20 protein-coding genes are annotated in these 21192 nt (G+C 37.6%); 11 read left to right on the top strand and 9 right to left on the bottom strand.

The genetic code is table 11. From position 1 onward, the window contains the following. Positions 1 to 4: 4 nt before the first annotated feature. The 4 genes from CA265_16540 to CA265_16555 are packed head-to-tail and all read left to right on the top strand — an operon-like array spanning position 5 to position 2422. Positions 5 to 445 (top strand): hydroxymyristoyl-ACP dehydratase, encoded by a 441-nt coding sequence (locus CA265_16540; GenBank protein ARS41175.1) that lies wholly within the window; start codon positions 5 to 7, stop codon positions 443 to 445. Then, positions 438 to 1715 carry a beta-ketoacyl-ACP synthase gene (locus CA265_16545; protein ID ARS41176.1) on the top strand — a complete coding sequence of 426 codons (1278 nt, stop codon included), beginning with the start codon at positions 438 to 440 and terminating at the stop codon, positions 1713 to 1715. Before CA265_16540 ends, CA265_16545 begins: the two co-directional genes overlap by 8 nt. Continuing rightward, a complete protein-coding gene (locus CA265_16550) occupies positions 1708 to 1968 on the top strand; it encodes an acyl carrier protein (GenBank protein ID ARS43027.1) in 261 nt (86 codons plus the stop codon). Before CA265_16545 ends, CA265_16550 begins: the two co-directional genes overlap by 8 nt. Next, complete coding sequence (locus tag CA265_16555; protein ID ARS41177.1) at positions 1958 to 2422, top strand: hypothetical protein; 465 nt, start codon at positions 1958 to 1960, stop codon at positions 2420 to 2422. Before CA265_16550 ends, CA265_16555 begins: the two co-directional genes overlap by 11 nt. A 292-nt stretch (positions 2423 to 2714) precedes the next feature. On the opposite strand, the gene CA265_16560 is transcribed toward CA265_16555, so the two are convergent. From CA265_16560 to CA265_16585, 6 genes are all read right to left on the bottom strand, one after another. Continuing rightward, positions 2715 to 2897, bottom strand: coding sequence for a hypothetical protein (locus CA265_16560; GenBank protein ARS41178.1), 183 nt, complete (start codon positions 2895 to 2897; stop codon positions 2715 to 2717). A gap of 91 nt (positions 2898 to 2988) precedes the next feature. Then, positions 2989 to 3297: a hypothetical protein gene (locus CA265_16565; protein ARS41179.1), complete on the bottom strand. Its 309-nt coding sequence runs from the start codon at positions 3295 to 3297 to the stop codon at positions 2989 to 2991. 80 nt (positions 3298 to 3377) lie between these two features. Next, entirely contained in the window at positions 3378 to 5561 is a 2184-nt protein-coding gene (locus CA265_16570; protein ARS41180.1) for a peptidase C39, read from the bottom strand. Positions 5562 to 5638: 77 nt separating this feature from the next. Then, positions 5639 to 6805 carry a secretion protein HlyD gene (locus CA265_16575; GenBank protein ID ARS41181.1) on the bottom strand — a complete coding sequence of 389 codons (1167 nt, stop codon included), beginning with the start codon at positions 6803 to 6805 and terminating at the stop codon, positions 5639 to 5641. Positions 6806 to 6954: 149 nt separating this feature from the next. Further along, positions 6955 to 7416 carry a hypothetical protein gene (locus CA265_16580; GenBank protein ID ARS41182.1) on the bottom strand — a complete coding sequence of 154 codons (462 nt, stop codon included), beginning with the start codon at positions 7414 to 7416 and terminating at the stop codon, positions 6955 to 6957. 414 nt (positions 7417 to 7830) lie between these two features. Next, positions 7831 to 8016, bottom strand: coding sequence for a hypothetical protein (locus CA265_16585; GenBank protein ID ARS41183.1), 186 nt, complete (start codon positions 8014 to 8016; stop codon positions 7831 to 7833). A gap of 860 nt (positions 8017 to 8876) precedes the next feature. Here CA265_16585 and CA265_16590 point away from each other — a divergent pair. The 6 genes from CA265_16590 to CA265_16615 all read left to right on the top strand — a co-directional run bounded on the left by CA265_16590 (position 8877) and on the right by CA265_16615 (position 15973). Continuing rightward, positions 8877 to 10298 carry a hypothetical protein gene (locus CA265_16590; protein ARS41184.1) on the top strand — a complete coding sequence of 474 codons (1422 nt, stop codon included), beginning with the start codon at positions 8877 to 8879 and terminating at the stop codon, positions 10296 to 10298. Next, positions 10298 to 11428, top strand: coding sequence for a hypothetical protein (locus CA265_16595; protein ARS41185.1), 1131 nt, complete (start codon positions 10298 to 10300; stop codon positions 11426 to 11428). The genes CA265_16590 and CA265_16595 overlap by 1 nt, the downstream gene beginning before the upstream one ends. Next, positions 11425 to 12150: a hypothetical protein gene (locus tag CA265_16600; protein ARS41186.1), complete on the top strand. Its 726-nt coding sequence runs from the start codon at positions 11425 to 11427 to the stop codon at positions 12148 to 12150. The genes CA265_16595 and CA265_16600 overlap by 4 nt, the downstream gene beginning before the upstream one ends. A gap of 195 nt (positions 12151 to 12345) precedes the next feature. Further along, entirely contained in the window at positions 12346 to 13980 is a 1635-nt protein-coding gene (locus CA265_16605) for a 1-pyrroline-5-carboxylate dehydrogenase (protein ID ARS41187.1), read from the top strand. 128 nt (positions 13981 to 14108) lie between these two features. Then, positions 14109 to 15617: an arylsulfatase gene (locus CA265_16610; GenBank protein ID ARS41188.1), complete on the top strand. Its 1509-nt coding sequence runs from the start codon at positions 14109 to 14111 to the stop codon at positions 15615 to 15617. A gap of 95 nt (positions 15618 to 15712) precedes the next feature. Further along, the gene (locus CA265_16615) at positions 15713 to 15973 is read left to right on the top strand and encodes a hypothetical protein (protein ID ARS41189.1); all 261 of its coding nucleotides are present in this window, start codon (positions 15713 to 15715) and stop codon (positions 15971 to 15973) included. A 65-nt stretch (positions 15974 to 16038) separates the two neighbouring features. On the opposite strand, the gene CA265_16620 is transcribed toward CA265_16615, so the two are convergent. The 3 genes from CA265_16620 to CA265_16630 form a co-directional block, all read right to left on the bottom strand. Next, positions 16039 to 16695: a carbonate dehydratase gene (locus CA265_16620; GenBank protein ID ARS41190.1), complete on the bottom strand. Its 657-nt coding sequence runs from the start codon at positions 16693 to 16695 to the stop codon at positions 16039 to 16041. A 2-nt stretch (positions 16696 to 16697) separates the two neighbouring features. After that, positions 16698 to 18305 carry a hypothetical protein gene (locus tag CA265_16625; GenBank protein ARS41191.1) on the bottom strand — a complete coding sequence of 536 codons (1608 nt, stop codon included), beginning with the start codon at positions 18303 to 18305 and terminating at the stop codon, positions 16698 to 16700. 159 nt (positions 18306 to 18464) lie between these two features. Continuing rightward, a complete protein-coding gene (locus CA265_16630) occupies positions 18465 to 18809 on the bottom strand; it encodes a hypothetical protein (protein ARS41192.1) in 345 nt (114 codons plus the stop codon). Between the two features lie 831 nt (positions 18810 to 19640). Between CA265_16630 and CA265_16635 the strand changes: the two genes are divergently transcribed. Further along, positions 19641 to 21182 carry a methylmalonyl-CoA carboxyltransferase gene (locus CA265_16635; GenBank protein ID ARS41193.1) on the top strand — a complete coding sequence of 514 codons (1542 nt, stop codon included), beginning with the start codon at positions 19641 to 19643 and terminating at the stop codon, positions 21180 to 21182. Positions 21183 to 21192: the final 10 nt, after the last annotated feature.

The following is a 21192-nucleotide window of genomic DNA, read 5'->3' on the forward strand; positions in this document are numbered from 1 at the left end:
AGCCATGACTACACAAGAAATAATAGATCAACTGCCTTACGGTAAATCTTTTCTTTTCGTTGATGAATTGTTGCACATTGATGAAAATGGAGCGAAGGGCACTTATACTTATGCCAAAGATTTACCCTTTTACGAAAGTCATTTTAAAAACCATCCCCTAACCCCTGCAGTCATACTTACCGAAACCATGGCACAAATCGGATTGGTTTGTTTAGGTATTTACCTGTTAAAAGATATTGATCAAAATGTATCGATCGCCATGACGTCAAACGCTATTGATTTTTTAAAACCAGTTTACCCTGGTGAACAGGTTACCGTAACGAGTGAGAAAGTATATTTCAGGTTTAATAAACTGAGTTGTAAGGTAAAAATGGAAAATGCAGTTGGCGAAACGGTTTGCAAAGGAAATATTTCCGGGATGTTAATTTCGAAAGAAAATGGGTAACAGAGTTGTAATTACAGGTTTAGGCATATGCGCACCCAATGCCACAACCATTAATGAGTTTTCGGAGGCCATAAAAAAAGGGCTTTCCGGAATCCGCCATCAACCCGATTTGGAAGCCTTAAACTTCTCTTGCCAGATTGCAGGCAAACCAGCACTTAGCGAAGCGCGGATCAGCCAATATTTTACACCACTTGAATTACGAAACCTAAATAGTACAGGAATTATTTATGGTGTTATTGCTGGCCTGGATGCCTGGAAGGATGCGGGTTTAACAATTGAGAATAATGACGAACCCTACTGGGATAGCGGAACCATTTTCGGTGCGGGCACTTCTGGTATCGATAAATTTAGATGGGCCATTAATAAAATAGATGCACTTGAAATCAAAAAGCTGGGAAGTTCGGTCGTGATACAAACCATGGCCAGCGGCGTAAGTGCTTTTATCAGCGGAAAATTAGGCTTGGGGAATCAGGTAAGCACCAATTCATCGGCCTGCGCCACAGGAGCTGAAAGTATATTGCTGGCTTACGAAAGAATTAAAACAGGTCAGGCCACAAAAATGTTAGCGGGGAGTACCAGCGACAGTGGCCCTTACATTTGGGGTGGTTTTGATGCCATGAAAGTTTGCACCTTTAAACATAACCACGAACCCGAAAAAGGCAGCCGCCCAATGAGTGCAAGCGCAAGTGGTTTTGTACCTGGCAGTGGCGCCGGCGCCCTGGTATTAGAATCGCTCGAAAACGCAATGGCAAGGAAAGCCAAAATTTATGGCGAGGTGCTTGGCGGTCATATCAACTCAGGTGGTCAGCGGGGTTTAGGCACCATGACTGCCCCAAACCCTACCGCTGTACAGCGGTGTATCCAGGCAGCATTAAAAAATGCGGGTATTGAAGCCCGTGAAATAGATGTAATTAATGGTCACCTTACCGCAACAACGAAAGATGCACTCGAAATAGAAAACTGGAAAGCAGCATTACAATTATCGTCTGACGATTTCCCGTATATCAATTCATTAAAAGGTATGATTGGCCATTGCATTGCAGCATCAGGGAGCATAGAATGTGTGGCTTCGATACTTGAACTTTCGGAAGGATTTATTTTCCCGAATATTAACTGCGAAGACTTAAACCCCGAGATCAGCACTTTAATAAATGCGAAATGCATTCCACAAACTTTAATTCAAAAACCAATTAATATCTTAGCTAAAGCCAGTTTTGGTTTTGGCGATATTAATGCCTGTATTATTTTTAAAAAATACCCTCATGAATAAAGAAGAGATTATCGCAGCCTTAAAAACAATTGTCGAACCTTACAGCGAAGAGGTAACAGCCCTGGCACATATTGACGAAAACACTGATTTTATAACCGATTTAAAAATAAATTCGGCCAACCTGGTTGATATTGTTTTAGATATTGAAGAGAAGTTCAACATCGAAATAGACAACGATTCGATGGCGAAAATGCTCAACGTAAAAGCCACGACCGAAATTATAGCTCAAAAGCTGGAAGCACATGCTGGGTAACGATATCGTTGACCTGGATCTGGCAAAAATCCAAAGTAACTGGAGGCGTAAAAACTACCTGAATAAGATTTTCACAACCGACGAACAGCTACTCATTTCATCAGCAAAAAATTCGGATGAAATGGTATGGCTGTTATGGAGTATGAAAGAATCGGCCTATAAAATCCATAACCGTACAACAGGCATCCGAAATTTTGCGCCTAAAAGTTTAAAGTGTTCAATTTATACCAGCATCAGGCAGGTAGAAGGTCTGGTAAACATTGATGAGCATACATATTTCACTAAAAGCGATTTACATCTGAGCTACCTTCATACGATAGCCTCAGCAGTTTATAATGAATTAGCTGAAATCAATATAAATATTTACCAATCTCCGGAAAACCTTTTTGATTATAAAAGCACTAAACCAGGCTGCGTAAGCCACCATGGACGGTATCTAGCGTTAATATATTGAAGAAAAGCAGTTAACTATAACCTGATGACAGGCGACATAGAGCATAAAGTATTATATGCAACAAATCCTTTAATGAATTATTAAAGGATTTGCTCTGTTTAAACTGAATAATAAGATTTAAAAAAATCGTATGTCACTCTTTATTTTTTAAAGAAAGTAGCCCAAACGATAAGTGCTTTGCCAACCCAATGACCAACTTCATAGCCTAGATCTTCAGGGGTTATCTCTTTAGCACTACCACCATTCGTGATGAGTAGTTCATTTTTAGTTAATTCTTGTATCATAATAAATTTTAGTTAAAAATAGCATCGTATACACCTTTAAAAAAACCTTTGTAAAATGCGCCGTCTCCTTTTGCACGATCATATACCAGTCCATAACCACCAGCATCATATCCCATTCCACCGTTTTCTTCAAGCATTTCGATAGCATTCATTTCCTGAACACTAAGGTTTTCTAAATTTAAATTTTTCATGATTTAATTCTTTTTAATGATGTACCTACTCTTTAAAGGCTTTTCGGTAACCGCCTATTGTTGCAACACTACTAAATTACTTTTGCCCACTCTACAAAAAAAGGAGTGGGTAATTTTGCTGATAAAAAAATCCAGCATTTACATTCATTAACTCCTGAGGCTTTAAAACCGTAAAATCAGCCCTAATATTTACTTCAAATGCCTGGGTATAATAATATGTTTGTAACTGTCTCGAGTATTCTATCGGAGCACCCATTAGTTTCAACTCATCTAATACCACGTATAATCGCGAGGTTGAAATTGATAATCTTCTGGCTAAATTTTCTGGTGCACCTGTACGGCTTTCTTTTATCAGTTTGTGGATAATTTTAATGCGATCGATGTATTCTAATAATTTCATAATAAAACTGATGTGGCTTTAGTGTATTAAATTCAAGAGCTGGCAACTTTTCTTGCCAACTTGCTAGTAAAGTTCAACTCTTAGAGAAATGAAGGCATCATCAAACTTGTTAAATCCTCATCACCAAATTGTTGTTTCCATAAATTGGCGTAGTGGCCATTTGCAATCATCATTTCAGCATGGCTTCCTTCTTCTACAACCTTTCCTTTATCCAACACAATAATCTGATCAGCTTTTCTAATCGTAGGTAAGCGGTGCGCAATGATGATGATTGTTTTCTTTTGCATCCTTAACAGATCTATTGTCCGCTGTACATACTGCTCCGAAGCTGAATCTAAAGAGGAAGTCGCTTCATCCAGAATTAAAATCTCAGGATTACGGTACAATGCCCTTGCTATTGCAATCCTTTGTTTCTGTCCGCCCGATAAAGAAGCTCCGTTTTCGCCTAAATAAGTCTGGAAACCTTCTGGCAAAGCTTCAATAAAATCGATAATCCCTAACTGTGTACAAATACTAATAATCTGTTGCATGTTGGGTTCATAATCGCCAATGGCAATATTCTCGATTACATTTCCTGCAAAAAGATCAATTTTCTGGGGTACAACGCTGAGTAAATTTCTTAAAGAAGCATTGTTCAAATACTTAAGTGCATGATTACCAATAAAAATATTGCCCGATTGTATGGGATAAATATTTTGAAGTAACGACATTAGGGTAGATTTACCAGATCCACTCTCCCCTACAATCGCAGTAAAACTCCCGGCCTTAATCTTGAGGTTTAAATCTTCAAACACATTAACGCGACTGCCATACCTAAAGGCTACATGTTCGAAACGGATATCGCCCATTAATTCTTTGGTCAGGAAAACACTCGATGAATTTTGTTCAATTTCCAGATCCATAATTTCAAACAAACGATCGGAAGCGATCATGGCATCCTGGATAGATTTATTTGCACCAATTAACGAGGTAGCCGGACCCGTAAAATAACCAATAAGGGTATAGAAAGAAAATAATTCACCTGGCGTGATTTCTCCGTCCAAAACATAACCTGCACCCACCCAAAGCAATATGATCGTGAGCATACGGGCAATAACCTCGGTTGCTGTTCCGGAGAAAACAGAGTTTAAGCCTGATTTATAAATTGTTCTTAGCAGGCCAATAAAGTGCGTTTCAGTTTTTTCGTTGGTAAACCTTTCAAGGCCAAATCTTTTAATGGTGGCCACATTATTTAAGCCCTCAACCAGCTGCGATTCTAACTCGGCCGACTCCTCCATCAGCTTCCGCTGCATTTTCTTGTTTAGTTTATTGCTGATGAAATAAATCAGCAGATACAATGGAATAACCGCCAGCATCAATAAGGCCAGTTTCCAATAGTAACTGAACATTAAAATAAAAGAGAATACCACAATAAAGCCATTTACCACCAGATTAATAGAAACATCGTTTATGAAAGCCCTTATTTTAACGGCATCATTTACCCTCGAAATAATTTCGCCTACCCGCATGGTATCAAAAAATTGCTGAGGTAGCTTTAAGAGGTGTTTATAGTATCCCAATATCAAACCGGCATCTATCTGTTGCCCGGTGCGGATAGTAAAAATAGTTTTAGCGGTACCGATAAACAATTGCAGCGCTAAAATGGCTACCATCATTAAGCTCATTAAATTAAGCAGGTTCCGGTTACCCTCTACCAAAACGTGGTCGGTTATTTTCTGAACAAAAACCGAGGTAGATAGTCCCAGTATGGTATAAATTAAAGCACCAAAAAGCGCCTGTATGACAATACTTTTATGCGGTTTAATCAGGTTCCAAAAGCGGCTTCCAGTATCAACCTTTTCATTGCCCTGTTTAAAACCTTCATCAGGTAATAACAACACCAATACGCCCGTCCATTCGCCTGTAAATTCTTCAATAGTTTTGCGGTGCATTTTCCCATCGCCCGGGTCCATTACTTCAATGTATTTATCCGTTACTTTATAAATAACTACATAATGTTGCAATTGCTTCTTCACTATCACATGGGCAATGGCCGGTAATGGAATTTTAGAAAGACTGTCTAAATTGCCCTTTACACCTTTTGCTTCAAAACCCAGTTTATTTGCCGCTTCTATCAAACCCAAAACATTGGTTCCTTTTTGGTCGGTGCTGGCCAGTTGACGGATGCGCGCAACAGGCATTTTCAGTTTATAAAATGCAGATATAGATGCTAAACAAGCAGCACCACAATCGGTAATATCGCGTTGTTTTATTCGTGTAGACATGGGTTTTAGATGTGAGATTTGAGACTGGCGAACTGAGATGTGGGTTTGAGAAATTTGAAATTTTCTGCTTTGGTTTTTTAGCTTTTGGTTCCATTTGGATTTAACCAATCATCAACCTTGTCATATAGTAATTGATACAGGTTTCGTTTTGCAATAGTAAAGTGTGCATTAAAAGTCATCCCCTTTTTTACCTGTCCTTTGTAACCGTTTTTTAGCTTTAAATAATCCTTGTCCAGCTTACACTTCACTTTAAAATAAGGGCTTTGGTTAATCAGTATGATATCATCTGAAATGTCGGTTACTACACCATCCAGTAACCCCCATTGGTTATAGTTGAAAGCATCGATCTGAAACCGCACAATTTGACCAGCTTTAATTAAACCGATATCAGCAGGCTTGATGTAACTGATGGCCAGCAAAGCGCTATCAGGCGATATCTCGCCAATTTTCTGATTGGCCGTAATAAAAGAACCCAATTGTAAACCTGATAGATTTTGTACCGTTCCGGAAACCCCTGCGTTTAAATGGTATAATTTCTCCTGTTCGGTGAACTGGATTTTCTGACCAGCGAGATCTTTTAATTCTTTTCTATACTGATTTGATTCCGTTTGCCACTGTGTTTTGTATTTTTTAGCCACCAGATTGAAATCGGAAAGCGCCTGATCGTAATTGAACTTATATTGCTCATACTCTGCTTCAGTAACTACTTTCTTGCTATAAAGAATCTCATACCTTTTATAAATCTTGTAAGCCTGCTCGCGGGCATTTAAAGCATTTTGAATTTGCTCTGCATATTGCTGCCAGCTTGCGGCATACAGGCCGGTTTGCAATGCAGGTTGCCCGGCATTGCTTAAATCGACCAGTTTTAAGAGGAGGAGCGCATCATTTAATAAATCTTTTAATTCACTTGAGCGATTATTCAAAATCACGTTTTGCGTTTCAGGTAGAGTAGGGTCTATATTTAAAAGAAGTTGTCCTTTTTTTATTTTTTTATTATCTGTTAAATTAATCAGCGTAATTTTCCCACCTACTGGTGCCAATAACTCTGTTCTTTCGATATTACTCTGCAAAGAACCATTCCCCTTAACGCTTACTGTGGTGTAAATAAATGGTAAGGTAGCAAAAGCAGCAAGAATGGACAATATTGTGGCAGAATAAATAATTTGCGTACGTACCCTGGTATGGTGTAAAAAAATGATGGAATTATCTTCGAAATTGGCGTCTTCTGTTAAAGGCATAATCATCAACTGGCTTGGTTAAGGCCAAGTTTGTGATTATTAATTTATGCTGAAAAAAAGATACACGAAAAGGGAGATTGTAGGGATGAAAAGGTTGAATATTAAACAGAATGTAGTTCTTTCAAACATTAAACGATTCTAGAATGGTAAGGCAACTAAACAATAAACAGATAGCCGAATAGATTGTAAAGCGAGTGAAAAAGAATGGTTAAAAGTAGATAAAAGATAGTTTTTTCTTTCGCTTTCAGGAAAAAAAAATTCAAGAATGACCCTCCTATAAAAGTCATAGCGATATATATATAACTATAAAAATGCATCGATGAGAAGATTATTACAGGAATAATTAGTAGGACGTAAAAGTTTTTAACGTTAAATAATGTTAAAATTTTATTGGGTAAATACTGAAAAATAAAAGTTTCAATTATTGGCGCTAAAATCATAATGAATATGAATTTTGCACTACCAGATAAGTTTTCTAATCCGTTCTTTTGATTAGAATTTAACGGAAATAATTTATCTAAATAGTTAAAGATAATTCCGTTGATAATAGAGAAAATATAACAAATTAGAAAAAGCAAATAAATATTCCCGCTTACTTTTTTAAAATACAATTTCATTCTTTTTTTTGCATCAAAGTTTAAGAAAAAAGTTTAATTTCCATTTTTTAAATTATAACAGGTAATTTTTGCTCCATAAAAAATGAGGGCATCGATATCTCGTATGCCCCCTTTTAAACTACAATTTATCCTGCACTATGCATATGTGAACTTTTACCTTGTTCGTTTGCATAGATAAGAAATTCGTGAGTGTAGAATGCCACCCAATACCATGCAGATTCTCCTCCATCGATATTTAACAACTCTTCTAAACTCAACTCATCTACCCTTAATTCTTGTAAATTCTTCATAATATTATATTAAAAAATTAGACGGAATAGATCTGGTGCGTATTGAATAAATACATATATTCCAAGACCTATAATTACGTTAATGAAAAAATTCAATATTTTTTCTTTTTTTATATTAAATATTTTAATGACGAGCTTTCCCAGTTCCACCATCATGCCATCCTTCTCTAATATCTCCCCAATTATTTATTGCTGATATAGCTATAGCTATGCCCAAAGCTGCCCATGGAAATCCTTCTCCACCGGTGTTAATCATTTCCTTAGCATCCATTTCCTGAACGCCAAAATTTTCTAATTTTAAATTTTTCATAATTAGTTTTTCACTTAAGTTTTCTTACTCATTTAAGGCTTTTCAGATTCCGCCTATGTTGGCCTAACATGAAACAAGTATTGGATATTAAATTTCAACCAAAAAAAAGATACACTAAAAGGCTTTTTATAAGTACAAAAAGGGATAATACGATCAAACACTACCAAAAATTACAACATTGAATGAAACTGGCGCTAATCCAAATCTCTGTCTACATAGAAAATAAGACAAATATGTATTTTAAAATAGTTCACCATTTAAATATAAATATCGACTATAATTGTAATTGAAAACGATGGAAAAAAATTATCTTCTACTTATTATGCTTATGTCCATTCTATAATTTATAAGCGCAGAAGTGAAACTGTAGTGATGATTTCAATGCTTAACAGAAAGAATTTTAAAAATTATGTTGGCTCTTTACGTCTCATCCATAAAATGGCAGACCATGTTACCGATTGGATTGATTATGTAAAGATGTATAAAACTAAAAAGATTTACTAGTTAAATTACACAATATATTGGTTTGGTACAGTTAAACAGCCGTTTGGTGTATATTTTTTGGCTGTTACATCCAGAAATAACACTTTTAAACACATTTATTTAACTATCCATTATTTTAATTATGAAAAACAAAAAATTAGAAAAAAAGACTTTATTTGTTTTTAAGAGAAACGACTTTACCCATTTGACGAAAGAGCAAATGAAGAAAATTATCGGAGGTAATAGTCCAACTACTAACCTATCAGGAGAGCCTGATTGTGAAAATAAAACAATACATAATCAAACCTTAAGTGGTTAGTATTTATGCATCAAATCAGTTTAAAATTAAAACATTTGCAAACACTATCCCATTATTGATGAAATATATATTTCTCTTTTTTTTCTTATTTATCTTTTCATTTGCCTTAAAAGCTCAAAATTGTAACTGTAATGATAATTTTCTATTCCTGGTAGAAAAAATCAAAAAAAACTACATTGGTTATCCTGATAAAGTAAATCCTTCAAACCAGTTTCAATTTAAAAAATTTACGGATAGTTTACAGCACGTTGCCTCTACTTCCAATTCTTACAAGTGTTTAAGCTTAATGAGAGAATGGCTCAGTTTTTTCAAAGACAAGCACATTGATGTCGGGATGGATTTTAGCAAACTTTCTCCTGATTCAGTGAAGATGTTTTTTGCTAATGAAGAGAAAACAACCTGGACAGAAAAACGTTTTAAATCTTATCTACAGGAAAATAAGAAAACGCTAGATAGTATAGAAGGAATTTGGAATTATGGGATGTATGAAATTGGAATTGTTAAAGATCACACCAAAAAAAATATTGAATTTATTGGTTTTGTGATAAAAGCCGATAGTGTACGATGGATGCCACAACAAATAAAATTTAAAATCGGGAAGACTGACAATCAGTATAAAACTATTTACTATAGCGGCGGTGATCATTCGGTTAATTACCCCGCTTTAATTAAACAGAATGACGTACTAGATTTTGGTTTTTTGGGAAAATGGATAAGAGGTGAAAGAAAAGCGAAAACGATACCTCCTCCTGTATACACCGAACCTAACTTAATGTCTAGTTTTAAAAAATTAGATAATCAAACATCCCTTCTTTTACTTCCTTCTTTCAATTCGAAGTATAAAACAAGAATAGATGGTTTAATTGAAAAAAATAAGGATAATTTAGCTAATACTAAGCATCTTATTATTGATGTCCGTGATAATTCAGGAGGTACAACCGGTTGTTTTGAAAAAATAATTCCTTATTTATATACGAACCCCATACATATTGATGGTGGTATTGTATTAGCCACAGATGACAATATTCGTGATTGTTACGAAAAAGATTATCCATATGCATCAGCAGCTTCAAGAAAAGAATTAAAAAAGAACGCGAAAAAATTGAGAGCTAATTTAAATGAATTTTACCCACTCTATAAATCCAGTACCCTGAAGCTATCGAAAGTATTAAAAAACCCTGAACGTATTTCTATCCTAATTAACGGGAATACGGCAAGTAGTGGCGAATTTTTTATTTTAAGAGCTGAACAAAGTAAAAAAGTAACTTTATACGGACAAAATACTGCTGGAAGTGTTGATTACGGAGAAATGGTAATTACTCATCCTCCTTGCAAATTTTTCACTCTTGTTTATCCAGTAGCAAAATCGCTACACGCCATAAAACGGCCATTAGATAATATAGGAATCGCTCCAAATGTAATTATCCCTGATCAAGAGGTTGATTGGGTAAACTATGTAAAAAACTACAAAAGTAACTAATGATAAAACATAAATATAGACTAGTTACCTACCACATAATATTTTGGGTGATTTATGTGCTACTAAATAATATTTTGACTTACGCTCAAAATCCTAAAAGCTATATTTTTAATATTGGGGACATTTTTCTATTTCAAATTCCGAATATCTGTACCGTATATTTATGCATTTTAGCATGTAGAAAATATACCAACCCATTAAAACCATTTTCCTTATTCTTAGGAATTACGATTGCTTTCGCTTGCTCTTACCTCCTTTGGTATGCTACAACTTATCATATTAGGCCTTATGTTAATGCAAATGGATCAACTCCAGCCCCATTCAATTTTATAAATTATGGGGCAGCCGTACTTTTGGTTTTTATTCGGTATTCAATTATAGGTATTGGCTACCATTTTGCCTCTGAAGGAATTAAACGTGAACGAAAACTACGCCTTATCGAAAAAGAAAAACATGAGGCAGAATATGCTTTTCTCCGTGCACAGATTAATCCTCACTTTTTAAATAACACCCTTAATTTCTTTTTTGCAAAATCCTTACCCTTATCAGAAGAACTGGCCAATGGCATCATGACGCTTAGTGAAATCATGCGCTATTCGTTAGAAATAGATAAAGACGACCGGATGACCTTAATAGACGAGGAAATTGATCACATTAAAAACGTAATTAAAATTAATCAGCTTCGTTTCAACAACAAGTTGCAGATCGATTTTAAAGTGAATGGAAATACCGATCATGTAAGACTGATTCCGTTAATTCTAATTACCATTGTAGAGAATATTTTAAAACATGGTAACTGTACAGAAAATATGCATCCAGTTAAAATATTGCTAAGTATTAATGAAATCGACCATAATATCCATCTCAGCACCTGGAACAAAAAGAAAAACGGGCCTAAAGAACTCTCGAGTGGAATAGGTATGGAAAACATAAAAAAACGCCTTACCAATCATTACAACAAAGGCTTTGCCTTAAATATTAACGAAACCGAATTTGATTATAGTCTTGAATTAACTTTACCATACAATAAGATTACCGATCATCAGGAAAAACCAAGTTCATTTGATAATTTGGGCTTTTTAGAACATTTCAAGTTACCGCCGATTAAACCTCAACCATATACCTCATGATTAACTGCATTATTGTTGATGACGAAGACCATGCCATTGAAGTAATACAACATTACCTGAAATCTGTTGCAGCAATACAGATTACTGCAACATTTACCAATCCGATTGATGCATTGAGCTTTTTAAGCAGCAACCCGGTAGAACTCATTTTTTTGGATATCCATATGCCGGAGATCTCGGGAATTGATTTCATCCAAACAATGAACAACAAAGATGTGCAGGTGATCCTGACTACCGCCTATAAGGAGTTTGCTACCGCTGGTTTTGACCTCGATGTGGTTGATTATTTAGTTAAACCTATCCCGCTGCCTCGTTTTTTACAAGCCATAAATAAAGCACAAAAGATAATCAACAGCAAAAAAGCCAACATACCGGTTAACCAGCAGGATGATGATTATTTTATGGTTAAAACGGAAGCTAAAGGTAAAATGCTTAAAATTAATATTGCCGAAATCGATTTTGTTGAAGGCATGAAAAACTATATCGCTTTTCACCATAACGGGATTAGAACGCTTGCACTCTTAACCATGAAGGATGTAGAGGAAAGATTGCCCAAAGCGCAATTTATCCGGGTGCAGAAATCGTTCATCGTAGCACTGAACAAAATCACTTCAATAGATGGAAACAGGATCATTTTAAAAGGTATTTCAGCAGAGATATTAATTGGTGAAACCTATCGAAAAGATTTTCTGGACATGATGAAACAAAAACTGCTGCTGTAAATGAGTATGCTGTTTAAGCCAGCAAACCCGTTAACTCATATTTAGGTTAGGCGAATTTTAACCGAAATCCCCCTTTAATTAACCCGGCTAATCATTCAGTTGCACAGTCAAACGTTTGCCCTATTTTCTTTACAGAATAATAGAATTGGCTATTCCAAAAAGCGTTATCTTTGCCCAAATCATAAAAAATAAAATATGCTTAAAGGATTTTTTAACGTACCTACCCCGGTTAACGAGCCCATTAATAGCTATGCGCCAGGCACAAAAGAACGGTCGCTTTTAAAAGAGGCTATTGCTGATGCGCGTTCTAAACAATTGGATATTCCGATGTTTATTGGCGGACAAGAGGTACATACTAAAAATAAAAAGAAAGTAGTCGCTCCACACGATCATCAACATGTATTGGCTACCTTTAGTTATGGCGATAAAAGCCATGTAAAACAAGCCATAGATGCTGCTTTGGCCGCCAAGGCTGATTGGGAAGCTTTAGCCTGGGAACATAGAGCTGCCATTTTTATGAAAGCTGCTGATTTGATTGCCACAAAATACCGCTACCAAATTAATGCAGCAACCATGCTTGGGCAAAGTAAAAATGCCTATCAGGCTGAAATTGATGCCGCTTGCGAGCTGGTTGATTTCTTGCGTTTTAATGTAAGTTATATGCAGGATATTTATGGCCAACAACCACCGGTATCGCCTAATGGCATGTGGAACAGAACAGAACAACGTCCTTTAGAGGGTTTTATATTTGCTTTAACACCTTTCAACTTTACCGCAATTGCTGGTAATTTACCTGCTTGTGTAGCCATGATGGGTAATGTAGTGGTGTGGAAACCTGCAGATACCCAGGTTTATGCAGCCAATGTAATTATGCAGATCTTCCGCGAAGCGGGTTTACCAGACGGTGTAATTAACCTTATCTTTGCCGATGGCCCTGAAGTTGGCGATGTAGTTTTCAATCATGCTGATTTTGCCGGTATTCACTTTACAGGCTCAACGAAAGTTTTTCAGGAAATTTGGAAAACCATCGGAACAAACATCCATAAATACAAATCATATCCACGCATAGTTGGTGAAACTGGTGGTAAAGATTTTATCCTGGTTCACCCTAGTGCAGACGTGGCTGCTTCAGCTACTGCAATTGTTAGGGGCGCGTTCGAATATCAGGGACAAAAATGTTCTGCAGCTAGCCGCACCTATATCCCGAAAAGTCTGTGGCCTGAGATTAAAAAATTAATGATCAGGGATTTAGCTTCATTTAAAATGGGCGGAACCGAAGATTTCAGCAACTTTATTAATGCGGTAATTGACGAGCGTTCTTTCGACAAATTGGCTAAATATATCGATCAGGCTAAAAAAGATAAAGGCGTAGAAGTAATCGCCGGTGGCAACTACGATAAGAGCAAAGGTTATTTTATCGAACCTACTATCCTGGTAGTAGACGATCCGAAATATACCACCATGTGTGAGGAGCTTTTTGGTCCGGTGTTATCTGTATACGTATACGAAGATCAAGAGTTTGACCAGGTTTTAGAAATAATTGACACCACTTCACCTTATGCATTAACGGGGGCTATTTTATCACAAGACAGATATGCGATTGAAAAAGCCAGTTACGCTTTGCGCAACTCAGCCGGTAATTTTTACATTAACGATAAATGTACAGGTGCTGTAGTTGGACAACAACCATTTGGCGGGGCAAGAGGATCAGGCACGAATGATAAAGCCGGAGCAATGATCAATTTATTGCGTTGGGTTTCTCCACGTACCATTAAAGAAACTTTTAATCCACCAACTGATTACCGTTATCCGTTCTTAGCAGAAGATTAATATTTACATACAAGGCCAGGCATTATTGTTTGGCCTTTTTTATACGCATAATCCTCGTGTGTAACGGGGATTGAAGAGAGCAGCGATTGTATCGCTTAAATTTATCTAACACTATCCTTTTTCTAACCATGAACCACAAATTTTTATTATCCCTGCTTGTCGTAATGGCCAGCTTCAACTTTTACGCTGCCGCACAGAAGAAACCTAACGTAATTATCATCTACGCCGACGATTTGGGTTATGGCGACCTCAGCTGTTATGGCGCAACAAAAATAAACACCCCAAATATAGATGCACTGGCAAAGCAAGGACTACGGTTTACCAATGGTCATGCTACCGCATCTACCTGTACACCTTCGCGCTATTCCTTAATGACGGGAAGATATGCATGGCGTAAAAAAGGAACAGGTGTTTTGCCGGGCGATGCCGCACTAATTATTCCGACAGACAATACCGCTCTTCCTTCAATTTTTCAGCAAGCCGGCTATAAAACAGGACTTGTTGGTAAATGGCACCTGGGTTTGGGCAACGCAGTAGAGAAGGATTGGAATAAAGAAGTAAAACCCGGACCAAAAGAAGTAGGTTTTGATTATTCGTTTATTTTCCCGGCTACAGCCGACAGGGTGCCAACTGTTTTTATGGAAAATCAATTGGTGGTGGGTTTAGATCCAAAAGATCCGATTGCAGTTGATTATAAAAATCCAATTGGTACAGATCCAACAGGAAAAGACCATCCTGAACTGTTAAAAATGCCTGCTGAAGCTAATCACGGGCACAACCAGACCATTGTAAACGGCATTGGCCGCATTGGTTATATGCAGGGGGGCAAGCTTGCCCGCTGGACGGATGAGGAACTTCCGTTTACCTTTTTAACCAAAGCGAAAAATTTTATCGAAGATCATAAACAAGAGCCATTTTTCCTGTACTATGCCTTAACCGAACCGCATGTACCACGTCTGGCTGCCACCATGTTTAAAGGTAAAAGCGAGCTGGGCAATCGCGGCGATGTAATTTTACAACTCGATTGGGCAGTTGGCGAAATCACCAAACAACTGAAATACCTTGGTCTTGATAAAAATACGATGATCATATTTAGCAGCGATAACGGTCCTGTAATTATGGATGGTTACGAAGACCAGGGTTTCGAAAAATTAAACGGCCATACACCTGCAGGTAGTTTACGCGGAGGAAAATACAGCATTTTAGAAGGTGGTACACGCGAACCTTTTATTATTTCGTGGCCAGCGAAAATTAAACCTGGTGTTTCCGGAGCCTTGGTTTCACAAATTGATTTCTTGGCCTCATTTGCCGGTTTTTTCAACTTGGAAAGCAAAAATGCAATTGATAGTAAAAATGTATGGGACGCCTTTATCGGGAAAGACCAAAAAGGTCGTGACTTCTTTATTGAACAGAGTAATCAACTGGCAATTGTTAAGGATAACTGGAAATACATCAGGCCATCAAAAGGAGAAGCTTTTTATAAGCTTACCCATACCGATAGCGGAAACCTGCCTACGGTGCAACTGTACAACCTGACAGATGATTTGGGTGAAAAAAACAATCTTGCCCTAAAATATCCTGAAAAGGTAAAAGAACTGGAAGCCTTATTAAGTACAGAAGAAGCTAAAACCAAATAAAGCAGGTGGATTGGTTGGATCTCAATCTTCCAGTTTAAAGATGTAAAACCAATCTTCTTTTCTGCTGTTTTATATAAGCAGTTTAAAAGAAGATCATGGAAAATACAAAAGATAATAACAAAAACCTGGGTAATAAAAAAGCAGATAACACTGCTGATAAAAGCAATATGCCCGATCAATTGGTGCCCCGCCACCGGAGTAACGATAAAGAAAAGAAAAACACAGTAGAAACAGATGCAGGCAACCTTGGCCGAAATTTTGGCAGAGGCGATTTTGGATCTGAAGAAGCCAGAACGGATGCCGAAAAAGGCAATCAGGGCGAAGCGGGAAACATGCCCAATACCACAAAAAAATAAAAGCCCCCGATTAAAATCGTGGGGCTTTTCCTAACAACTAAAAAATAACACCTGTTGTGGTGTTTTTATCCTACTTTAAATGCAGGGGCAACATCATCAAGACCAGTACAAGTTACTTTAAGGTCTTTAATGATTCCTGTTTTTAAACTATAAACCCAGGCATGCACAGCTAGCTCCTGACCATTGGCCCAGGCGCTTTGTACAATTGAGGTATTGGTTACATTTGCAGCACCCTCAATGGCGTTTAATTCAACTAAGCGGTCAAAACGTTGATCAGGATCATTGATTGCCGCCATTTCACTTTCGTGAGTACGGTATACATCGCGGATGTTTCTCAACCAGTTATCAATAATTCCTACCTGTTTATTGCCTAATGCAGCTTTCACGCCGCCACAGCCATAATGGCCACAAACAATAACGTGTTTAACTTTTAATACATTAATTGAATAATCCAGTACTGAAAGTAAATTCATATCGGTGTGCACCACCACATTCGCAATGTTTCTATGCACAAAAATATCGCCTGGTTTTGTATTGGTTATCTGGTTGGCAGGCACACGGCTATCAGAACAGCCAATCCACAATACCGGTGGACTTTGACCTTCAGAAAGTTTATCAAAAAAGGTAGGATCGCTGTCGATTGTATCTTTAACCCAATCCTTATTCCCTTGTAACAGACTATCGTATGTTATATCTTTCGTATCTATTGTTTTTGCGCACATATTTATGACTTGTTTATATCTTCTTCTACTTTTATATTTAATTTTGGTACTGTATAATGTTTTTGGATGTTCTCCAGCATTACAATAATACCTTTTGTATAGGCATTATGTTTGTAATTATAAATGGTTTCCAATACATCAGGATCTATATACCTTGCATTTGATCCATCAATAATTACGTTTGTTTCTTTAGGAATATTCGTTAAAACTACTTGTATCGCTGCTTTATTTAAGAAAGAAACTTCCTCTGCCAGTTTAATCCTGATGTGTTTTTTGTCGCCTTCGTTGGTAATTCTGTAAAAGAAGGGGTTACGCATATTGGTACGCAATAAATAGAAAATCGAAACCAACATACCAACGGCTACACCTTTTAACAGATCGGTAAATAAAACCGCTAATACCGTAACCACAAAAGGAATAAACTGATCCCAGCCTTTGTGGTACATGTGTTTGAATAAACTAATCCGCGTTAACTTATATCCGGTTACCAAAAGAATTGCGGCTAAACACGATAATGGAATCATGTTAATTAATCCCGGGATAAATAACAACGATAATAGTAACCAACCACCATGAAAAATAGCCGACATTTTGGTTCTGGCACCAGCATTTACATTGGCCGAACTCCGCACAATTACCGATGTCATTGGTAAACCACCCACCATACCGCTGGCAATATTACCTAAACCCTGAGCCATTAGCTCTCGGTTTGTTGGCGATACACGTTTAATCGGATCTATTTTATCAATGGCCTCAATACTGAGTAAAGTTTCTAAACTCGCTACAACAGCAATGGTTAAAGCTATTATATATACATTCTTATTGGCCAGCTGCGAAAAATCAGGCATCGTAAATAGACCCAAAAATTCGCCGAAACCATTTACTACCGGGATTTTCACCATCTGGTCGGGACGTAAAGGGTGATCGGTACCCGCAAACAGTATAGTTCCGAGCACACCTAAAGTTACCACCAATAATGGTGCAGGTACAACTGCTAATTTTGGAAACTTAGGCCAAACGATCAGAATAGCTATGGATAATAAACTGATAACCACCGCAGCCAAACTAAAATGGCTTATTGCTGCTGTAATCGCAGAAAAAGTATTTTCGTGATCTTGTTGAAAGAACCCTTCATCGCCACTAAAATCGGTATCAACACCTAAAGCATGTGGCAACTGTTTTAAAATCAAAATCAGTCCGATTGCTGCAAGCATCCCCTCAATTACACTCGATGGGAAGTAATTACCAATAGTTCCGGCTTTAACCAGACCTAAAATCAACTGGAATACCCCCGCTAATACCACGGCCAGTAAAAAGGTCTGGTAACTACCCAATGAGGTGATGGCACCTAATACAATAACGGTTAAACCCGCTGCAGGGCCACTCACGCTTAATTGTGAGCCACTAAAAGAGGCAACCACTACCCCTCCAATAATACCTGTGATTAAACCAGCAAATAATGGCGCACCTGAGGCTAGTGCAATACCTAAACATAATGGCAATGCCACTAAAAACACTACAATACTTGCAGGTAAATCTTTCTTTAAATTCTTTTTAAGAATATATTTCTTCACGTCCGAGCCTGAAAAGGCCGGGTTAAACTTTTGCATAACGATATAATTATCTGGTAAATTTTAACGAATAAATCGCGGGGGAAATCCTGAGGCCTGTTCAGAATGGCATAACCATACGGTGTAAAAAATTTTAAACACAGCAGATATGCTCAATTCAATTGAGCAGGCACAATAATTACCCCAAATAATAAAATACTAGATAAAGTTAGGCGGCGGTGTTGGAACAGTAGGATGATATGGATCTACATATCTTTTAAAATGTTCTATAAAACTGCTCTTCAAAAAGAAATGGCTTGAAGAGAACTCGTAAGAAAAGATCGGGTGATTAAGCTCGATGAGTTTGAAATCGGTAAACTTTGCGGTGTCTTTGGCGGTATCTTTTCCGCCTTCATGCTCTAACTCGATTTGCATGATTACGGCGTTCATGATTTCCTTGTCAATACTCGTACAAAATACCGGCGCACCAGATATACCCATCTTCGCCATGAAGATGAACATGAATGAGGCAACGATTAAATACTTGTATTTCCTTAAAAACATCTAAAATTCTAATGTTGTTTTAATACTTATCGTTACAAAAATAAACGGATTATTGGTTTTTCAATGCTTTAAGCTGTAAAAAAAATGTAATATAACAGATAGGCGATTGCATTCCGCATGAAAAACTCAACGTTTAAAGGTTTTGGAAAGACTTGATTCCGGTTATAAAAAGCCGTGGTTTCCTGCAACAGCCTCAGTTAAATAAACCTGATTGCCGGGAAGAGCTTCCGATCCTTTACCGATAAATCGGCACTAAATTAGCATCGGAACTCGTACCAAAAAGCAGGACTACAATGGCCAAAAGCACAGAACCAACCGTTTCCTAATTATATTATTTTTTTCTTTTTTTGGAAATGAAAGGGCAGCCTTGCATAGCGACTGTAGTCCCGCCATCCGCTTTATCCCGATGAAACCTGTGAAACAAGCAAGCACACGATCAAAGACAAAACAGACAGTGCTTTAATCGGGATGTTCGCTCCTGTCGGGTTTAGTTAACAAAAGCCTGTTGCTAGGGTTTCCTGCACCACCTCAGTTAAATAAACCTGATTGCCGGGAACAGCTTCCGATCCTTTACCGATAAATCGGCACTAAATTAGCATCGGAACTCGTACCAAAAAGCAGGACTACAATGGCCAAAAGCACAGAACCAACCGTTTCCTAATCATCTTAAAAACTTTTATTTTAGGAAAATTGCCATCAGTATTTTCACTGCTGCTATGGTCACGCCATTTGCTTTACTTAACATCCTGTTTAGTTCTGAGAGAAATAACATTCCCCTGACCTTGCATTACCGTTAGTAATTTTTAAATTTAAAATCTCATAGCTTCAGCAATGGATAAAAAAATAGCATTACTTAAAGATAAAATCAACCAGGCAAACCTTGGTGGCGGACAGGCCCGGATCGACAGTCAGCATAAAAAAGGTAAACTCACTGCCCGCGAACGCATTCATTTTTTAATGGATGAAGGAAGCTTTGAGGAAATTGGCATGATGGTTACCCACCGCAGTACCGATTTTGGTATGGAACGCGAAAAATATCTGGGCGATGGTGTAGTAACGGGCTATGGAACAGTTAGTGGCAGGTTAACTTATGTGTTTTCTCAGGATTTCACTGTATTCGGTGGCTCGCTCTCTGAAACCCATGCAGAGAAAATTTGCAAGCTGATGGATATGGCAATGAAAAATGGTGCGCCGTTAATCGGTTTAAATGATAGTGGTGGTGCCCGCATTCAGGAAGGTGTGGTTTCATTGGGTGGTTATGCCGATATTTTTTATAAAAATGTACAGGCTTCGGGCGTAATTCCGCAGCTATCGGCCATAATGGGACCCTGTGCAGGTGGAGCCGTTTATTCGCCAGCCATTACCGATTTTATTTTAATGGTAGAAAACACTTCTTATATGTTCGTGACTGGCCCAAACGTAGTTAAAACGGTAACACACGAAGAAGTAACTTCAGAAGAGTTAGGAGGTGCCAGTACACATGCTACAAAGTCGGGCGTTACCCATTTTGCCTGTGCCAATGAAATCGAAGCGATTAACCACTTAAAAAAGCTTCTGAGTTATATGCCACAAAACTGTGAGGAAATAGCTGATCATTTACCTTACGAAACCGCTGATGAAAGCCGGCCGGAACTCAATACTTTTATGCCTGAAAATGCTTCACAGCCTTATGATATACGTGAAGTAATTTCTGCTGTGGCTGATACAGATAGTTTTTTAGAAGTACACGCGGCTTATGCTGAAAATATTGTGGTAGGTTTTGCACGCCTGGCGGGAAGAAGTATTGGTATTGTAGCCAACCAACCAGCCTATTTAGCAGGCGTTTTAGATAGTAATTCTTCTACCAAAGCTGCCCGTTTTGTCCGTTTTTGCGATTGTTTTAACATTCCATTACTCGTATTTGAAGATGTTCCGGGATTTTTACCTGGTACAGATCAGGAATGGAATGGCATTATCACCAATGGTGCAAAATTATTGTACGCTTTTAGCGAAGCCACCGTACCACGCATTACCGTAATTACCAGAAAAGCTTATGGTGGTGCTTACGATGTGATGAACAGCAAACATATTGGCGCAGATATGAATTACGCCTGGCCAAGTGCAGAAATTGCTGTAATGGGCGCTAAAGGAGCAGCCGAAATCATTTTTAAAAGAGAAATTACTTCAGCAGAAAAGCCTGAAGAAAAATGGCTGGAAAAAGAAAAATTATATTCAGATATCTTCGCGAATCCTTACCGTGCGGCCGAGCGTGGTTTTGTTGATGAAGTGATTGAACCGGCCCAAACCCGTATAAAGTTGATAAAAGCTTTTAAGATGTTGGAAAATAAGGTGGTGAATAATCCAAGAAAAAAACATGGAAATATACCTTTGTAAAGATGAAAGA

This window comes from Sphingobacteriaceae bacterium GW460-11-11-14-LB5 (assembly GCA_002151545.1).
GTDB lineage: Bacteria > Bacteroidota > Bacteroidia > Sphingobacteriales > Sphingobacteriaceae > Pedobacter.